We start from the raw sequence: 15,685 nt of genomic DNA on the forward strand, positions 1-15,685 counted from the left end.
TCAATATTTTAAACCCATTCAACCATTTCATTTTCAAGCGTTACCAGAACTCCCCGGGCTTCCTTACCCGTGTTTTTGAATGTCTGGATCAGCCTTCGCAAATGTCTTTTATTTTCATCGGTTCCATTTCCTCCGATAAAAGACATAAAGATATAGTTTCCGTCGACCTTCTGAACGAGTCTGTCGATATGTAACATTTTGCCACCCGGTAACAGTAAATCTTTGTTATTTCTAACCAGGTTTTCGTCATTATATAAATCCTGCAAGACGGGATTTTGCAGCAAAAAATCGACATGACGGAGGATTTCTTCTGCTTCTACACTGGTAAAAATCCCTTCTGTGATCAAACTGGTCAGGGTTTCCCTCATTGTTGAGATGTTACATAGCCGTGTGAGGAAATACCTGACTTTCTGCAGACGATCATATTTAGGTTCAAAGGTTTCTATGTCAAAAATCCTGTCCGCCATTCTCCGAAGCCTTAGCGTGCTTGTCCGGTCATTGCTCAGGATTTCTTTCAGTATAAACGGCTCGGTGTCATTTCTTACATGGGCATGCCGACATGCTGCACTGCTTTCATTCAATACATACTTGACGGCGGTATCGTCCCAGGCAGGTTGGAAATCCGGCTGACACAAATAGTCGTGCAGCCAGGTTGCCGTGTTGGGCGCTCCCTCCCATTTGCTTTCTTTTGTAGCCAGTACGTACAGCCTTTGAATAGGACGGGTGAACGCTACATAAAGCAAATTCATCGCTTCAACAAGCTTTCTGGTCTTCTCACTTTCGTATTGATCTGCGACCAGCGTATTTTCCAGATCTTTCTGTACCGACACCATTGAACTCCTCAATTTCCGGTTGGCTTTCGTTTCTTCCGAGACTCCTGACAAAGAAAGCTCCTCATAATCAACATCATCCAGATCTACCCAAATACGATCCAGGCTAGGTTGAGGAGCAAACTTCCAGTTCGCGTAAGGTACAATAACGACGGGGTATTCCAGCCCTTTGGATTTGTGAACGGTAGTGATCCTGATTGCATCTGTATCCGCTGGAATTGTAATCGACAATTTATGTTTCGCAGATTCCCAGTGTGTTAGAAAATCGCCAAGATGGTTGGTTCTGCGTGTTCCGAATTCCTGCACCACATCAAGGAAACGGAACAAGTACTCTTTATCCGAATTGCCTTCAAACAAGCCAAATGTCTGGATCAGTTTTTCACTTAGCTCAAACACAGATAATTGCCTCAAACGGAAAGCTGTGAGTTCAATGCCCCATTTGGAAAAATAGGTAAGAAAACTATCCAGTCCCGGCTCGGTACAAACCTTTCGCATAGCCTCATATTCAGAAGATGCGGGATTTTGCTTGCGAATTACGTGGTGAAAAAGATAGGCAGCTTCGTATCGGGCCAGCTTATCATCAGACGACTGTAGCACTTTCATGAAAGAGATCACGAAATGTACAGATCTAGAATAAGCCAGTAGCAGTGCGTCGTCGGAAATCAAAGGGAATCCTTTTTCCTTCAGCATATTGGCAATTGCTGCAGCTTCAGACTTCTTTCTGCATAAAATAGCCACGTCCCGCCAGTTGTAGCCTGTAGATTTCAACTCTTCAATGATTTCTACAACCCTGGTAACCATTACTTCAGGGGCATCCTCAGGAGTTTCACTTCCTTGTGCCTTTTTATCAAGGAATTCCATTTGTACATGGCCGCCTGTTGATACGCCTTCCGGGATTTCTTGCTGAAAATGCTGATCATACACTTCTCCCACCAAAGGATATTCCTGACTAAGTTCGTCAGATACAAAGGCAAAAAAGCGGTTGTTGAATTCAGTAATTTCTCTGAAACTTCTTCTGTTAGTACGGAGGTGGTCTACAGTCAGGTAATTGTTCAGACTAAGCAGACGCTCTTCATTAAATGAGTTTTCACCCAGCACAGTGGTAAGCTGCATCACCTGGTTTTGAGCAAGATTCAGCAGTAAATCCATGTCTCCGCCACGGAATCGGTAAATTGATTGCTTCGCATCGCCTACAATCAGATTAAAATAGCCATCAGCCAGCGCATTTTCTAACAGTGGTAGAAGATTTGCAAACTGTAATTTTGATGTATCCTGGAACTCATCTACCAGAATGTGGTTGTACTTTTCGCCGAGTCTTTCAAAAATAAACGGGATCGGTTCCTGAGCAACGATTTCAAGAATCTTCTTATTAAAATCCGATATATGAACTTGATTATTCTGCTTTAGCAGCACATCAAACTCCTTACGGATTTCTCCAAGCAGCGACAAATTATAGATGTGTCTTTCCAGTAGCTGATACAGCGTAATTCTTTCAAAGTCAGTTTGCCTGATATTCTCAATCTGGTGAAAGATATTTTCAATATCCGGTTGAATCTTATCTATGGTTTCCTGAACAAAAGCCGGTGTTTTTGCACTGTACCAGTTTTGCTCACCAATAGTCTTACTCGCATAGGAATTAGGGGCAGTCCATAGATTTTTACCTGTTGACCGGTCTTTAAAGAAGCCGAATATTCCCCTGTTTCCCTGAAAAAAATCTTTGTCTACCAGAGAGTTGTTCGTAATATTTGCAAATGCCTCGCCGGCCAGATCAGTAATCCGTGCCTCTTTATCTTTGACAAACTGCCTCATCTGGTTTCTAACCGTGATCCAGTCTTCCATCTTTAAACCAGCTACGCGTTGCATTTGCAGATAGTTCTGCTCGCTTAGTAATGTGCCGGCAGTTCCGCGGATTTTCTGTGGCAACGAACCCCAGCTTTTTCCATCCTCAGCGTTTTCCCGGTAATATTTCTCGACGATGTCTGTCAGTACTTCCTCTCCTTCCTGTCCTATCCGTGCCAGAAGCCTGTCTACAGCACCATCCAGCTGCTCACTATCCAGTTGTGTTTCAAAGCCAAACGGAATACCCAGTTCATCTGTAAAGCTGCTGATCAGTCGTTGTGTAAACTTATCGATCGTCATGACTGAAAAATCCGAGTAGCGATGCAGAATCTGCCGGAAAACCAGTTGCGCACGTCCTGAGATTAATTCACATCCCTGAGCAAACAAAGCTTCGTCTGTCGCCGTTTCAGGATAAAGTTCTGTAACAACGTCTCTGAGCATCGGAGGTAACTGTACAGCAGGAGTATATGCACCAAAAGTGCGCAACATCAGCAGTATACGGTCCTTCATTTCATTGGCAGCTGCATTGGTAAACGTTACTGCCAGAATTTGTCTGAAATAAGTATCTGAACTGGAATGCAGGGCCAACTTAATGTACTCTTTGGTAAGTGTATATGTTTTTCCTGAACCGGCCGATGAACTGTATACTTTAAACACGTGCTGTCAATTAGATTGTTTTCCAGGGCTAATTTACGCAAAAGAGCAGGCTCGCGCCTGCTCTTTTGCAATTTACTTCTGATGTGGTAAGCTTTATTAGAGATTAAATCTTACTCCTCCCGAAATATTAGGACTCAGATAAAACGGTCTTGGAAGAAGCTCCGAATAGAGCCCGCCTTCCAGAAATACGGATATTCTGTTATCCGGAATAAAATATTCAAAACCACCCAAGGCAGATGCACCCAATGAAATCGGTCTTTCTTTATCTCCCGGTGACGGTAAATTCTGCTTGTTATCAGGATAGTAGTTTCTGCTATTGAACTGCGCTCCTAATCCGTAGTAAACATGTACTGCCTCAGAGTTGAACAGTGGTGTATGCCACAGGTAGTGTGCCTGCACCGACAATCCCGTATTCTTATACTTGCCTCGTCTGTAATCCCGATCGTTGGCTATGATACCCCCATACGTCCCGATAGTAACATCGAAGGCGTTGATATTGTTAAAGTATTTACGGATGTTGATCCCCGTAGGCTCACCCAGCTTAAACCCTACAGCCCAATTGTCGTATTGCGCCTGAGCAAAGCCAAAGCAGAGCGTACAGATAACGGTTAGTGCCAGTTTCTTCATTGTATTTCTGTTTGTTGGATATTTGAAAAAGTGTTTGTTAGTTAACTGTGCTTTAAGCATTCACATTGTTTTGCTCATATACCTTCAGAGCGTCAATTAATGCCTCGTTCTCTTCCTTCGTCCCCACTGTAATACGCAGGCAACCTTCGCAAAGATGTACCCGTGAACGGTCACGAACGATGATCGTTTCTTTGAGCAGATAATCCATCACAGACCGCGCATCATCGAAATGCACCAGAAGGAAGTTAGCATCAGATGGGAATACTTTATTCACCAACGATAAATTTTCCAGCATGGTACGTAAAGATGCTCTTTCTTCCAGAATTTCTTTCACCATCGCCTCCATTTTGTCTACAGAGTCCAAACCGGCCAATAATGCTGCCTGTGCTGGTTGACTGATGTTATAGGGAGATTTAATCTTATTCAGGATACGGGTGAGCTCAACAGAAGCAAAGCACATACCTGCGCGTAAACCTGCCAGTCCCCATGATTTAGAAAAAGTCTGCAAAACAACCAGATTCGGATAATCTGCAAGTCGGGGAATCCAGGAGGCTTTATCTGTAAAATCAATGTACGCTTCATCCACTACCACCAGACCTGAGAAATTTTCCAATATGGTTTCAATATCACTATCCGCAACCACATTACCTGTAGGGTTATTCGGAGAACAAATCCATATGATTTTGGTATCGGGTGTAACGGCAGCCAATACCGCCTGTACATCAAGCTGATAATTAACAGTCAGGGAAACCTTATCTATATGTACATCATGGATGGAAGCACTTACTTCGTACATACCATAAGTGGGCGGCATAATAATTACCCTGTCTTTTCCAGGTGTACACGTAGCTCTGATCAGTAAGTCTATCGGCTCATCACTTCCGTTACCAAGGAAAATCTGCTGAATACCAATGTTTTTGATAGGTGACAGCTTCTTTTTGATGTCAGCCTGATACGGATCCGGATATCTGTTAAAGTCTTGTGTAGTCACTGATCCGTAAGGATTCTCATTCGCATCCAGAAAAATCCCTACATGGCCCGTATACTCATCTCTTGCTGATGAATAAGGAGCCAGATTAAGAATGTGCGGCCTTAATATTTTATTTAAATCAAAAGAAGTATTCATCGATTCGTTAATTCTCCCTACCGGAAAGGGCTTGTTTATTTAAATTGATTACCCGGCTCTGAAAAGCCGGCTGTCAAACTGAAAAGGTTCTATATCAATCACTTTTACCTCTTCCGCATCAGGATGAGCAGGATTAATAAGGTAATTGGATTCATTCTTTACTACGACCGAAGGAACCTGAAGTAACAGTGACCTCTTTTCACTGATCCATTTATCTCCCGTTTCCCTGGTCCAATACGGCTCCATTTGCCAGTTGTTCTTCACTTCGATTCCCTGGGTATATTTCAGTGAATCAGGAACATATAGTACCACAACTACATAATCAGGAGGTGGTGTCGGCTTTTGCCAGTGTACAAGGACTTCAAGCATAGCCAATGACCTTCTTGAACAGGTATATAACATGGCATTTCGGGGGGAATTCCACCTTCCTCCATAGTAATACGCCCCCATTCCACTCAGATCATTCTGATATTCTGACCTTGTAATTCTGAATAATTCCATGAACGATAAGCTGATCAGGATTTAAGTTGAAAAATAGATCAGGCAAATATACCGTGCTCAATACGCCCGAGCTCCGTTTTGACCAGTTCTATTCCTGCATGCGTTCGCAGGAAGTGAAGTGGCCTTTCGTTGCTCAAAGCTATAATCCTGCTATTGAGCCATTCGAGCAGATACTCTTTTCCTAAAACCCTTGTTCCTACCGACATCACATCAGCCAGAGCTATCAGATGATCAGAAACTACATTGCTCAGCAAATCGGTATCCTCATAACGCAGCAAATTACGCGGCGTTACGGGTAAAAGTGCAATAATCTCTTTTACGTCCAAACCCGCAGAATCGGCAAGATGCTGAATTGCGGCTTTGGGAACTCCGTTTTCGGCCAGGAATGCAAGATCAAAATTATCTTTTACGGTATGTTTCAGAACTCCGTAGCCCCCTAACCTTTCGTTAACCATTATTGCTGTCATATTCTCTGCATTTTAGAGATTAGAAATATGTCCCCAAATATACGACATTTTTCCAAACTATGTATCTTACAGCAAACTTTGCAAACGAATATGGACTGCACGTTTGTGAGCGTCAAGGGATTCCGCTTCTGCCATGGCTTCCACAGTAGGTCCAATCACTTTAATTCCCTCTTCGGTAATGTGCTGAACTGTGATTTTTTTAACAAAACTGTCTACCGAAACGCCACTGTAAGCTCTTGCATACCCATTGGTTGGCAATGTGTGGTTGGTTCCCGAGGCATAGTCCCCACATGATTCAGGTGTATAATTTCCAAGAAAAATGGAACCTGCATTAATGATCTTTTCAGAAACCACCTCTGCATTTTCTACACTTAGTATTAAATGCTCTGCGGCGTATTCATTCAGCATATCAAGTGCTTCCTCTTGCGAACCTACCAGAATAGCCTTACTGTTAGCGATAGACTGCGCTGCCAGTTCTTTTCGCGGAAGTTTATCCAGTTGCGAAGATAAAGTCAGATTTACTGATGAAAGGAATTTTTTGCTGGTCGAAACCAGTAGTACCTGGCTGTCTGCACCATGCTCAGCCTGCGAAAGCAAATCAGCAGCTACGAATGTAGGAACAGCGGAGTCATCAGCATATACTGCCACCTCTGATGGTCCGGCAGGCATATCAATAGCTACACCTTCCTTGCTTACTAACATCTTGGCAGAGGTAACATACTGGTTACCAGGACCGAATATCTTATATACTTTAGGTACACTTTCTGTCCCGTAAGCCATGGCTGCAATAGCCTGAGCTCCACCAATACGAAAAGCCTTTGTAACGCCTACTAACTGAGCAGCATACAAAATAGCCGGATGGTTGGAAGGTGTACAAAGTACGATTTCTTTGCAACCAGCCAGCTGAGCCGGTATGCCCAGCATCAGAACGGTACTGAATAAAGGTGCGGTTCCGCCGGGAATGTAAATACCAACCTTCTCTATACCAACACTTTTACGCCAGCAGGTTACACCCGGCATGGTTTCAATCTTCTCAGGATACTGTACCTGAGCTTGATGGAAAGTATAAATATTCTGATAAGCCTGCTTAATAGCCGCTTTAAGTTCTTCGTCGAGCAAGCCTTCCGCCTGCTCAATTTCAGCCTGATCAAAAGCCAGATTTGAAAGCTCAGTATTGTCAAATCTACGCGCAAGTTCACGTAAGCCTTCGTCGCCCTGTGTCCTTACCTGCTCCAGAATAGGCAATACTCTTTGTTCTATAACACTTGAATCCTGTACAGGCCGAGCCAGCAAAGATGCCCATTCGGATCTGTCAGGAAATGCAATAATATTCATAATTGAAGATTGTATTCGTTGTCCGGCCAACTGCCGGCAGCCATTTAAAGAATCATCTTTTCGATTGGAATCACAAGGATACCCTCAGCACCAGCTTGTCTGATCTTCTCAATATTTTCCCAGAATTCGTTCTCGTTAATTACCGAATGTAAAGAACACCAGCCTTCAGTTGCCAAAGGTAAAATCGTCGGAGAACGCATACCCGGAAGGTATTTAATAATTTCATCAACAGCTGTGGTTGGGCAGTTTAACAAAATATACTTGTTATTTTTAGCAACCTGTACCGACTTGATACGGAACAGCAACTGGTCAAGCAGCTCCTGCTGGCCTGGCGAGAGATGCTTGCTTGCGATCATCACCGCCTCAGATCTGAAAATCGTTTCCACCTCTTTCAGACCATTGCTTAGTAGCGTACTTCCTGAACTTACGATATCGCATACTGCATCAGCCAGACCAATACTTGGTGCTATTTCAACAGAGCCACTTATCTCGTGAATCTGAGCGGTAACATTATGCTCCTTCAGGTATTTGTCGAGCAATCTTGGATAGGTAGTTGCAATGCTCTTGCCATCCAGATCTTTTACGCCATGGTACTCCTGCTCTCTGAGCACGCCAATAGAAAGGCGGCATTTCGAAAAGCCAAGCTTGTGAACCGTATCCACATCTCTGTCCGACTCCTCCGATACATTTTCACCAACAATACCCAAATGCGCAACACCGTCTTCAACATACCCGGGTATATCGTCATCCCTTAAAAAGAGGATTTCTGCAGGAAAATTGGTTGCGGCAGTTTTCAATTTACCACCACCATTGTCGAAACGGATTCCGCATTCTTTAATCAGTTTCAGTGAATCTTCACTCAATCGTCCTGATTTCTGTATTGCAATTCTTAAAATATCGTTCATGTTCATTTCAGCTTGCGGTATTATCTACCCCGGCTATTTAGTATAGAGTTTTATATTTTATTCAATTCAAAAATTAGCCAAGAATAGCTACAATCTCCTCAATCTCCAACTTCTGCTGCTCACCTGTAATCATATTTTTCAATGTCAGCTTACCAGACTCTATCTCATCAGATCCTACCAGAATCACAAACGGAATATTTTTTCTGTCTGCATAATCCAGTTGCTTTTTAAGCTTTACAGAGTCGGGATACATTTCTGCATTGATTCCCGCCTGTCTCAACTTTGGTAAAATCGTAAGACCATATTCAAAAGCATCTTTATCAAAATTAGAGATCATTACCCTGGTGCTGGTCGCCTGGCTGTCCGGGAACAAGTTCAGTTCTTCCATCACATCGTAAATCCGGTCAACTCCCAAAGAAATACCAACGCCTGATATACCAGGCACGCCAAAAGTACCAGTAAGGTTATCGTAACGCCCTCCGCCCGATATACTACCGATCTGCACATTATTCGCTTTCACTTCAAATATAGCACCTGTGTAATAAGAAAGTCCACGTGCTAAGGTTACGTCAAACTGAATTTTAGGATTTTCCAGTCCGAGCAAGGAAACCATCTTCCAGACTTCTTCCAATTCCGCAATACCTTTCAGACCTATTTCAGAGCTACTGAGCCACTGTTTAAGTCCTTCAAAAGGATTATCAGTAGTTGAAAGGGAAAAAATCGGATTTAATGCCTGAATGCTATCTGCTGAGAAGCCACGTTCAGCCAATTCTTCCTCTACCTTTTCCTGTCCTATTTTATCAAGTTTATCGATAGCAACACAAAGTGGTCCTTCCATACCGGTCGCACCAATCACATCCGCAATACCGGTTAATACTTTACGGTTGTTTATTTTGACGGTGAAATCTGTAATACCAAGTGCCGGTAAAATATCATGGAGCAAATTAACGATTTCAGCCTCGCAAAGCAGCGAATCGGTACCTACCACGTCTGCATCACATTGGTAAAACTCCCGGTAACGTCCTCTCTGAGGTCTGTCGGCGCGCCAGACAGGCTGGATCTGATAACGCTTAAATGGCATCGCCAATGTACCACGATTCATAACCACATACCTTGCAAACGGTACGGTAAGATCATAACGCAAGCCCTTTTCGGAGATTTTGGAAGTTAATGGTTTATAACCATCGGTATAGTCCTTATCTGAAAGTTTGCTGGTAAAATCGCCTGAGTTAAGGATTTTGAAAAGCAGCTGGTCGCCCTCTTCTCCATATTTACCCATTAATACTGACAGGTTCTCAAATGCGGGGGTTTCCAATGGCAAGAAGCCGTAACGTTGAAAAGAGCGCCGAACGGTTTCAAATATGAAGTTGCGCTTTGCCATCTGCTCCGGACCGAAGTCGCGGGTTCCACGGGCAAGTGATGGTTTACTCATTGATAATTATTAGATCAAAAAAACTGGTTGGTTTCCCTCCCTCCATTCAGAGACGGCTAAATGAACCGTACATCCTGAAATAAACACGTAAAAGATGTAAAAATCGTTCGGGGAAACGTTTAAAACCGTAAAGTTAGGAGAGCTTGTGCAATATTTATGATTATTATCTTCATTATTTACGCACAAATCATTAATTTTGCGGCTCTTTCACAAAACAATAATTTTAAAATGGGAGTTACGGAATTAAAACGTAAAGGTCGCAGAAATAAAGCAGTAGCTAACAATCGTACCGCTACAATCAAAAACCTTTTGCGTAAGCCAGAAGTACGGAACGTCGATGTTGAGGCAATTAAAGCTCAGTTTGAAGCAAATAAGCAATAGTCACAAGCCTTTCCGATACAATGTTATCAAACAAGTCCCTGTCAATCTCTTTTGGTAGGGCTTTTTGTTTTCTTCTCGGGGAGTAACTTGCGGGCTGTCTTGGAATTCACTTTACGTAATAACTGACGCATGCTGCGACGGGTCTCGCGACGAACATCAAGCAATATCCGAAACCGTAATGCCTCTCCGAAGAGTACGAGACCGCCATTGATCAAAACAAGACTGTACAAGCCAAGAAGAACCCATACCTGTGTAGGCTCACCAGTACGACGCTGATGCGCAGCTTCGCTGAGGACGGTCAGACCAAAACTGAAAAGCAACAATCCGAATGGAGCGAGTATCATCCATTTAGTTCTTGTTGACATACGTTTGATCAGCTTCTTGCCAGGTGGTTTTGGGTCTATCGATGGAATCATGTACTTTGTTTTCCTTTTAACGATCCTAAAATTATTAATTTTTAATCAAATTGGTTTAATGAAAGCCATCATAAGTTTAGTTTTAAGATATATTCCCCGTCCATACCTTCAATTAGTAGGACATTGGGCTGCCCGTTTCCTTAGTTTGTTCTATTTGGGAAATAAAGTGGAATGTCCGGTGTGCAATAGCCAGTACCGCAAATTTCTTCCCTACGGCAGAAACACAAGCAGCCGTGAAAACGCACTTTGTCCTGGTTGCCTGTCGCTTGAAAGACACCGTCTGATGGGACTTTATCTGAAACGTAAAACCAATTTTTTCAATGCCAACCTTAAAGTATTACATGTAGCTCCGGAATATTGCTTCATCGACCGCTTTGAAAATATGCCGAATCTGGATTACATAACAGGAGATATTGAATCGCCGTTAGCAAAGGTTAAAATGGATATTCACAAAATTCCTTTTGAAGCCAATACGTTCGATGTAGCATTCTGTAACCACGTGATGGAGCACGTTGATGATTATGTACTGGCGATGAGTGAACTGCACAGAGTATTGAAACCAGGAGGATGGGCGCTGATCCAGTCTCCGCAGGATATGAAATTTGAACACACCTATGAAGATCCGACGATTACAGATCCGAAAGAAAGAGAAAAGCATTTCCTTCAGAACGATCATTTGAGGTTGTTCGGAAGGGATTACGGACGTGAACTTGAAAAAGGCGGATTTACAGTAACAGAAGACCGCTTTGTGATGGATGAACTTTCGAAGGATGAAGTAAAAAGATATGCTTTGCCTTCCGAAGAAATCGTCTATTTCTGCCAGAAGCTGGATAATTGAGAGTTATGAATTAAGAATGAAGAGTTAAAACAAGCTGCAGTCAACTCTTCATTCTTAACTTTTTACTCCTAATTCTTAACTCCCAATTCCCTAAGAAGGATATTCAATAGCTGCTCCCGTTTCGCGGTGCGACTTCTTCTCCCAGATCCGCTTCCAGCCTTCCTGTAAAAAGCCCACCCCGTAGCCGAAAAGTTGTACAAATGCAGCTCCGATACTCAAAACGGCCACATGTACGCTCCCCGTATTTTTGAGTGCATCAATAAACAAAAGCAGTACATAGGTCGCCAGGCCTGTTACTCCGAGTAAAAAAAACGGTTTATAGATCAGGAACCATAATGGTATACTGCAAACGCCTAATGTAAACAGCAAAGGAAATGTATGAACCAGCTTTAACTCATCCGGGTAAAAACGCGCAATGTTGATACGCGCTCTTCCGAAAAACTTAAGCTGTTTGTAGAACTGTCCAAACTGCGTTCTTCGCTTATGATATATAAATGCTTCCGGAAACAATGCTGATTTAAAACCGAGCCGTATAGCTGCAATACTGAAAAGGATGTCCTCTCCCATTCGGCTGGTTAAAAAACCTCCTGTAGCTTCCCAGACCTTGCGGGAAAGTCCCATATTGAAACTTCTCGGATGAAACGTGCCACCCATGTTATTCTTTTTACCGCGGATCCCTCCTGTGGTAAATAACGAAGTCATCGAATAACTGATCGCTTTTTGTATGGGAGTAAAAGAAGGGTGATCCGTATCCGGACCACCGTACAAGTCTACATAATCTGTATTGAGCCGTTTTGTCACCAGAGCAAGGTAATCCGGTTCTATGAGGGCATCTGAATCAAGCAGAATAAAATAATCTCCTGACGCTCTTTCAAAACCGTAATTCCTGGCAAACCCCTGCCCTCCGTTCACTTTGCAGAAATAATGAACATCCAGCTTATCCCTGTAAGAAGCTACCACATGCTCGGCTGTTATTTTGGAACCATCCTCCACAATAACCACTTCGAAGTTGCGGTAGGTCTGAACAGACAGACATTGCAGCAACTCATTGAGCTCATCAGGTCGGTTATAAACCGGAATGATTACAGAATATTTACGATCCGTCAGTTGCATATCAGCTGTTTAATGACGCTTTAAGCGCTACTTCATTGGCTTCTATAATTCTGTTTATATGCTGATCCTCCAAAGCGGTAGACAAGAACATACTTTCGAACTGAGATGGCCCCATATAAATACCCTGATCAAGCATAGCATGGAAATACTTTCCGAATGCAGGAAGATCCGAAGACTTGGCCGACGGGAAATCGGTTACAGTTTGATTGGTAAAAAACAGTGTAAACATAGAGCCGATATGGTTCACGGTGTAATCCAGCCCCAGCTTCGCAATAGAGTTCTTAAATCCATTCGTCAGTTTCTCTCCCGATGCTTCCAGGGTAGTATATACCTCAGGATGCTCATTCAGATACGTGAGCATAGCAAGACCTGCCGCCATAGCAATAGGATTACCCGACAATGTTCCTGCCTGGTACACAGGCCCTAGCGGAGAAACCCAATTCATGATTTCAGCTTTACCCCCATAAGCTCCCACAGGCATTCCGCCTCCGATGATTTTACCCATCGTAGTAAGATCAGGTATTATTCCGAAACGCTGCTGCGCTCCTCCTTTTGACAAACGGAAACCCGTCATCACCTCATCGAAGATCAAAACAATACCTTCTTCATCACAAATGCGACGTAAACCTTCCAGAAAACCCGGCTCAGGCAACACGCATCCCATGTTTCCTACAACGGGTTCCAGGATCAAAGCTGCCACATTTCCTTTGTTAGCATCTACCAACTGCTGAACAGCATTCAAATCATTATATGGGGCCGTCAGTGTATCGCTGGCTACTCCTTTGGTCACTCCCGGACTATCCGGCGCTCCATGCGTAATAGCGCCACTTCCAGCAGCAATCAGGAAGCTATCTCCATGACCATGGTAACACCCTTCAAATTTGATGATTTTATCACGACCTGTGAATCCACGGGCAACTCTGATCGCAGACATCGTTGCTTCTGTTCCCGAGTTAACCATTCTCACCTTTTCAATGGAAGGCATCATACTCGTAATGAGTTCAGCGATCTCTACTTCCCTGCGCGTAGGAGCGCCGAAAGAAAAGGACCCTTGCACTGCGTCCGAAACAGCCTTTTGAATCAATTCGTGGGCATGACCAAGAATCATCGGCCCCCATGAGTTGATCAGTTCTATATATTCATTTCCATCCTCATCATATACGTAAGGACCTTTTGCGGATTTAATAAAAACGGGCGAACCACCTACAGCTCTAAATGCTCGTACCGGCGAATTCACTCCACCCGGGATAAATTTCTGTGCTCTTTCGAAAAGGTTCTTACTTGTTTCTCTGTTCATTTCTATACTGATTCTATAGCTGTTGCGATACTTCAACAGTATCCAATTGCAAACTTTGACTCTATTTTACTTATTTGTTGAAACTCTTTACTAGTTAACGGGAATCCATTTTCCTCCACCATTATGCTTCAGAACCGGAGTCATTTGGTTATCGTTGGATTTCGTATAATCGAAACCAGACAACAGATAGTCTTCTGTATGTTTGCGCATCTGAATGCCTTTCTTTACGCCGCTTTTATATTGATTGAGCATACGGCCAAAAAACAGAAGCTGATCGTATCCCTGATAAGAATAAACTGATGGAAAGGTATTGGTAGCGTTCCAGTAGGTTTTTTGAAATTCCCTGATGCCTTCTTTATCCCGATCTACATAGTCCGTCTCAATCAGATACAGGCGTGAGCCGTATTTAGCCACTCTCGATTGCTGCAGATTGAAACTGGTAGATGTCGCCAATATTGGTGTCGTCAATAATTTACGCCCATTTAGCACATCAATCACGATTGCACCAGTACTCATATCTGTCGCAAACAAGGCAATATGGGCGGGTTTTGTTACTTCAAAAGTACCCATTTTAGATTCCAGCCATTCTCTTTCCGGACGGATTTTCAGCATTTCAATGACTTTACCACCTTTTGCTTTCCATTCATTGGCATACGAAAATGCCATAGCAGAATCCTTGGAACTGGTGCCGTAATAAATGGCCGCAGATAATCCGGGAGCGATCGTTTTCATCCATTGAGCGCCCTTCTGAATCTGATAAGGAATCGCAGGATGTCCCAGATAAACATTCGGTCCTGCATTAAGCAAAGTCGCATCAGTTGAAAGCGGATTAAGCATCAGGATATCTGCACCGGAAGTTGCTTGTGCTGTTACATCAAAGGTTCCGGTATATAACGGCCCGATAACAAGGTCTGACTGACGAAACGACGAATTTTCAACAATATCCTTCATAGGTTTAGGATCATTACTCACATCATAGGCCCACAAATTCACCTCAATTCCCTCAGAATGAAGCTTTTCTTTTGCCAAAGTCAATCCCAGATAATAATCGTAAGCAAACTGGTTGGTACGACGCTTAGATGCACTGAATTCATCCAGACGGAACGGCAATAACACTGAAACATCAAAACCCGTTTTTTTCCATTGGTTTTCATTTTTCGGAATCGTGTTTTTAGGCGCATCGGCAACCACAGCCTTTTCTTTTCTGCTTATCTTAAAATCCTTCTCCAACTGTGCCGCATATTGCAAATCTGTTTTCGAGGATTTGGGAGATGCCTCAATCAGCTGCACCAATACGACCGCGACCTCTCTGTCCGATGGATATAGCTTTTGAATATCACGCAGTTTGGCAATGTCATTCATCTTGTAGAAATGATATTGCTTTAAAGACTGCACATCTTTTCCCAGTGAAGAATCCTTCACTTTTTCCAGATACGACATAGCCTCTTTTGTTTGATTATTCTCGAAGCTAAGCGCACCCAGCAGATAATAGGAGTCTGCGATTTTGGACCATCCCGGATATCTGCTCACCTGCTGTAGCAACATTTGCTTACTTTCCCGGTAACGCTTCAATTGAAAAGCCGACAAAGCATAATAATAATGAGCGTAAGGAGCCATAGCGGCATACGACGCGTCAGGGTTCGCAATGGTTAATGGCGACAGCTTTTCCATTGCAGCTCCATAGCGTTGCTGCGCATAATCACTCAATGCTGCTTTGTATTTAGTTTCTGCCTGCGAAGTCCGCTGTCCAAACGATTCTCCGATATAGCAAAGTGGTAATATCAATATTAAAAAAATCCTCAATTTCATTGGCCTGTATACATTACTGGTTTGACCGGAAAATTACAAAAACTGATCATACCGAAAAAAGAACGGGCAATGTTTCATTGCAGAAACATTGCCCGTTACAACAACTAATACT

At 43.1% G+C, this 15,685-nt stretch carries 14 protein-coding genes; 2 read left to right on the top strand and 12 right to left on the bottom strand.

The window, feature by feature from the left end:
• Positions 1-8: 8 nt before the first annotated feature.
• From DSL64_RS00700 to hisS, 8 genes are all read right to left on the bottom strand, one after another.
• Positions 9-3,326 carry a UvrD-helicase domain-containing protein gene (locus DSL64_RS00700; RefSeq protein ID WP_115828716.1) on the bottom strand — a complete coding sequence of 1,106 codons (3,318 nt, stop codon included), beginning with the start codon at positions 3,324-3,326 and terminating at the stop codon, positions 9-11.
• Between the two features lie 96 nt (positions 3,327-3,422).
• A complete protein-coding gene (locus DSL64_RS00705) occupies positions 3,423-3,953 on the bottom strand; it encodes a hypothetical protein (protein WP_115829129.1) in 531 nt (176 codons plus the stop codon).
• A gap of 52 nt (positions 3,954-4,005) precedes the next feature.
• Positions 4,006-5,079 carry a histidinol-phosphate transaminase gene (gene hisC / locus DSL64_RS00710; RefSeq protein WP_115828717.1) on the bottom strand — a complete coding sequence of 358 codons (1,074 nt, stop codon included), beginning with the start codon at positions 5,077-5,079 and terminating at the stop codon, positions 4,006-4,008.
• A gap of 48 nt (positions 5,080-5,127) precedes the next feature.
• Complete coding sequence (locus tag DSL64_RS00715; protein WP_115828718.1) at positions 5,128-5,580, bottom strand: RES family NAD+ phosphorylase; 453 nt, start codon at positions 5,578-5,580, stop codon at positions 5,128-5,130.
• Between the two features lie 38 nt (positions 5,581-5,618).
• Entirely contained in the window at positions 5,619-6,047 is a 429-nt protein-coding gene (locus DSL64_RS00720; protein ID WP_115828719.1) for an Xre family toxin-antitoxin system antitoxin, read from the bottom strand.
• A gap of 66 nt (positions 6,048-6,113) precedes the next feature.
• Positions 6,114-7,382, bottom strand: coding sequence for a histidinol dehydrogenase (gene hisD / locus DSL64_RS00725; RefSeq protein ID WP_115828720.1), 1,269 nt, complete (start codon positions 7,380-7,382; stop codon positions 6,114-6,116).
• 44 nt (positions 7,383-7,426) lie between these two features.
• Positions 7,427-8,287 carry an ATP phosphoribosyltransferase gene (gene hisG / locus DSL64_RS00730; protein ID WP_115829130.1) on the bottom strand — a complete coding sequence of 287 codons (861 nt, stop codon included), beginning with the start codon at positions 8,285-8,287 and terminating at the stop codon, positions 7,427-7,429.
• 73 nt (positions 8,288-8,360) lie between these two features.
• Complete coding sequence (gene hisS, locus DSL64_RS00735; protein WP_115828721.1) at positions 8,361-9,719, bottom strand: histidine--tRNA ligase; 1,359 nt, start codon at positions 9,717-9,719, stop codon at positions 8,361-8,363.
• Positions 9,720-9,875: 156 nt separating this feature from the next.
• On the opposite strand from hisS, the gene DSL64_RS00740 reads away from it, so the two are divergent.
• Entirely contained in the window at positions 9,876-10,100 is a 225-nt protein-coding gene (locus DSL64_RS00740) for a hypothetical protein (protein WP_115828722.1), read from the top strand.
• A 41-nt stretch (positions 10,101-10,141) separates the two neighbouring features.
• Here DSL64_RS00740 and DSL64_RS00745 read toward each other — a convergent pair whose 3' ends face one another.
• Positions 10,142-10,516, bottom strand: coding sequence for a hypothetical protein (locus DSL64_RS00745; RefSeq protein ID WP_115828723.1), 375 nt, complete (start codon positions 10,514-10,516; stop codon positions 10,142-10,144).
• A gap of 58 nt (positions 10,517-10,574) precedes the next feature.
• Here DSL64_RS00745 and DSL64_RS00750 point away from each other — a divergent pair, with 58 nt between their 5' ends.
• A complete protein-coding gene (locus DSL64_RS00750) occupies positions 10,575-11,354 on the top strand; it encodes a class I SAM-dependent methyltransferase (RefSeq protein ID WP_115828724.1) in 780 nt (259 codons plus the stop codon).
• A 90-nt stretch (positions 11,355-11,444) separates the two neighbouring features.
• On the opposite strand, the gene DSL64_RS00755 is transcribed toward DSL64_RS00750, so the two are convergent.
• The 3 genes from DSL64_RS00755 to DSL64_RS00765 form a co-directional block, all read right to left on the bottom strand.
• Positions 11,445-12,467 (bottom strand): glycosyltransferase family 2 protein, encoded by a 1,023-nt coding sequence (locus tag DSL64_RS00755; protein ID WP_115828725.1) that lies wholly within the window; start codon positions 12,465-12,467, stop codon positions 11,445-11,447.
• Between the two features lies 1 nt (position 12,468).
• The gene (gene hemL, locus DSL64_RS00760; protein WP_115828726.1) at positions 12,469-13,764 is read right to left on the bottom strand and encodes a glutamate-1-semialdehyde 2,1-aminomutase; all 1,296 of its coding nucleotides are present in this window, start codon (positions 13,762-13,764) and stop codon (positions 12,469-12,471) included.
• 90 nt (positions 13,765-13,854) lie between these two features.
• Positions 13,855-15,573, bottom strand: coding sequence for an ABC transporter substrate-binding protein (locus DSL64_RS00765; protein ID WP_115828727.1), 1,719 nt, complete (start codon positions 15,571-15,573; stop codon positions 13,855-13,857).
• Positions 15,574-15,685 lie beyond the last annotated feature (112 nt).

The sequence above is a fragment of the Dyadobacter luteus genome (assembly GCF_003383615.1).
Lineage (GTDB): Bacteria > Bacteroidota > Bacteroidia > Cytophagales > Spirosomataceae > Dyadobacter > Dyadobacter luteus.

What these genes read in the sequence shown, in the direction of transcription:
- hisC (WP_115828717.1), bottom strand. Translation starts at nt 5,079, where the DNA reads ATGAATACTTCTTTTGATTTAAATAAAATATTAAGGCCGCACATTCTT.
- hisD (WP_115828720.1), bottom strand. Translation starts at nt 7,382, where the DNA reads ATGAATATTATTGCATTTCCTGACAGATCCGAATGGGCATCTTTGCTG.
- DSL64_RS00720 (WP_115828719.1), bottom strand. Translation starts at nt 6,047, where the DNA reads ATGACAGCAATAATGGTTAACGAAAGGTTAGGGGGCTACGGAGTTCTG.
- hisS (WP_115828721.1), bottom strand. Translation starts at nt 9,719, where the DNA reads ATGAGTAAACCATCACTTGCCCGTGGAACCCGCGACTTCGGTCCGGAG.
- hisG (WP_115829130.1), bottom strand. Translation starts at nt 8,287, where the DNA reads ATGAACGATATTTTAAGAATTGCAATACAGAAATCAGGACGATTGAGT.
- DSL64_RS00765 (WP_115828727.1), bottom strand. Translation starts at nt 15,573, where the DNA reads ATGAAATTGAGGATTTTTTTAATATTGATATTACCACTTTGCTATATC.
- hemL (WP_115828726.1), bottom strand. Translation starts at nt 13,764, where the DNA reads ATGAACAGAGAAACAAGTAAGAACCTTTTCGAAAGAGCACAGAAATTT.
- DSL64_RS00705 (WP_115829129.1), bottom strand. Translation starts at nt 3,953, where the DNA reads ATGAAGAAACTGGCACTAACCGTTATCTGTACGCTCTGCTTTGGCTTT.
- DSL64_RS00750 (WP_115828724.1), top strand. Translation starts at nt 10,575, where the DNA reads ATGAAAGCCATCATAAGTTTAGTTTTAAGATATATTCCCCGTCCATAC.
- DSL64_RS00745 (WP_115828723.1), bottom strand. Translation starts at nt 10,516, where the DNA reads ATGATTCCATCGATAGACCCAAAACCACCTGGCAAGAAGCTGATCAAA.
- DSL64_RS00740 (WP_115828722.1), top strand. Translation starts at nt 9,876, where the DNA reads ATGATTATTATCTTCATTATTTACGCACAAATCATTAATTTTGCGGCT.
- DSL64_RS00715 (WP_115828718.1), bottom strand. Translation starts at nt 5,580, where the DNA reads ATGGAATTATTCAGAATTACAAGGTCAGAATATCAGAATGATCTGAGT.
- DSL64_RS00755 (WP_115828725.1), bottom strand. Translation starts at nt 12,467, where the DNA reads ATGCAACTGACGGATCGTAAATATTCTGTAATCATTCCGGTTTATAAC.